Here is a 993-nt window from a genome sequence, read left to right on the forward strand (position 1 = left end):
ATCCGCATCCGCCTGTGTCTCATAATAACTCAAACTTATTCCTGTTTGTCCGTTTAATATCTCATCTGTAGCATCTTCTAAAGTGAAAGACTCCATCTCATCACCTGGATTGTTGTCATCACAAAGCTCTAATGGTGTTGGTTGAATCAATACTGGTAATGCGTTTACAATTAACTCTAAAGATGTTAACTTATAACAACCTGTTGCTGGGTCAATATCCTCTACTCTAATCCAAATAATCTGATTAAAAGCTGTCGTATTGGTGTAATTCATTGGATTTGCTATAGCATTAACCCCTAAATCAGCATTTCCCATTGTCTCATAATAGCTCACTATATATTGTGTAGGATCTGCTAAATTCTGTAATATCTCTGGCTCCTTGCTCGTTAAATCAAACTGACCAAATCCATCCGCTGATAAATCATCACAGATCTCCAATGCCGTTGGCTCAGGACCTAACTGTGGCGTTGGATTTACGATAAGTATTAACTCCACTATAGTAGCACAGTCGGTCGCTATTGTAGAACTCTCTACACGAACATAAACCGTTTGCATGTCCTCCACTATATTGTTATATGGACTCGTAAGTGGATTAACATCGTTATCTGCATCTGCCATTGTCTCATGGTAACTCACTGATAAACTTGGATCTCCTCCTGTAATCTCTATATCCTTACTCGTTAAATCAAAAACTCCAAATCCATCACTATCTGGATCACAATACATTAATGGTGTTGGTGTGTTTGCTATTGGTGCTTGCTCTACGCATAACTCTAAAGTTGTTGTATTATAACAGCCTGTGTTGATATCTTGAACTCGTACAAACACGATTTGGCAATTAGTAATATTGGTATATGGAATAGGCAACGGATTTACATTGGCATCTGCATCAGCCTGCGTTAAATGATAACTCACTGAATAGTTCGCATTATTACCTGTAATCTCTGTGTTTTTTAACGTTAAATCTATACTCGTTAGACCATCTGGTGTACC

At 37.9% G+C, this 993-nt stretch carries 1 pseudogene; it reads right to left on the minus strand.

The features are described 5' to 3' along the window. Positions 1-993: pseudogene (locus Q0893_RS19470) on the minus strand (hypothetical protein); the annotation flags it as partial.

The organism is uncultured Psychroserpens sp. (assembly GCF_947494225.1).
GTDB lineage: Bacteria > Bacteroidota > Bacteroidia > Flavobacteriales > Flavobacteriaceae > Psychroserpens.